The following is an 818-nucleotide window of genomic DNA, read 5'->3' as shown; positions in this document are numbered from 1 at the left end:
ACCAGCCGTGCCACGACACGCAGGCTATGCAGCTGATCAGGTTCATGGCACTGCTCGTCGTACTATGTCGTAGATTGACGTAGTTAGAGGAGGCGGTGTGGCGGACACGGTCTACTCGGTCCACGCGACGAGGCCGGACGACGTCGGAGCGGTCGAGGTCATCTTCGGAACCGAGGCCGAGGCGCGTGAGTATGCCCGGTCCCGGTCGCTCGACGACCGGGTGCTCTCGACGTCCGTGACCAGCTTCCGCGTCGGCCGGCTGGGGACGAGACAGTCGGTCGCGTGGTTTGTCGAAGGGAACGAGCAGCCTCGTTCGTTCACTCGCCGGCTGTATCCGACGGACTGACGGGCGCGAGGCCCGGCCGTAGGCTCGGGTCGGCAGCGCCGCGGACGGGTTCCAGGATGAGAGATTGAGGTGCGCGATCAGCGACGCGGGAATGACGAATCAGATCCAGCAGAACGATCCGGCGGCCGTGCTGCACGCGGCGGCGCGGAAGGTCCAGCGCGAGAGCGAGCCCGCCGAACTGATCCGGTACGGCTCCAACGCGGTCTTCCGGCTGCCGAACCGCGTGATCGCGCGCGTCTCCCGCCCTGGGGCCAGAGCTGACGCGGTGGAGCGCCAGGTCAGCGTGGCGCGGTGGCTCGAGGAGCTCGACTACCCCGCGACGCGCCTCGTTGGCCTCGAGCAACCGGTCGTCGTCGGCGATCGTCTTGTGACGTTCTGGAAGTCAGTATCCGACGGCGACACCTACGCCGGCCTCGCCGCCGTGACCGCGCTCATCCGGCGGCTGCACGAGCTCGACGCGCCGTCCTCTCTC

1 protein-coding gene and 1 pseudogene are annotated in these 818 nt (G+C 68.2%); both read left to right on the top strand.

Annotation, left to right across the window (positions count from 1 at the left end; all coding sequences use genetic code 11):
* Window positions 1-97: 97 nt before the first annotated feature.
* Entirely contained in the window at window positions 98-346 is a 249-nt protein-coding gene (locus tag PKE99_RS38010; RefSeq protein WP_037054255.1) for a hypothetical protein, read from the top strand.
* A gap of 91 nt (window positions 347-437) precedes the next feature.
* Window positions 438-818 (top strand): annotated as a pseudogene (locus PKE99_RS38005) (aminoglycoside phosphotransferase family protein); the annotation flags it as partial.

Origin of the sequence: Pseudonocardia halophobica (assembly GCF_027922425.1) — a bacterium.
GTDB classification, from domain to species: Bacteria; Actinomycetota; Actinomycetes; order Mycobacteriales; family Pseudonocardiaceae; genus Pseudonocardia; species Pseudonocardia halophobica.
The sequence above is the reverse complement of the archived record's forward strand: the minus strand, read 5'-3'. Positions and strand labels throughout refer to the sequence as shown.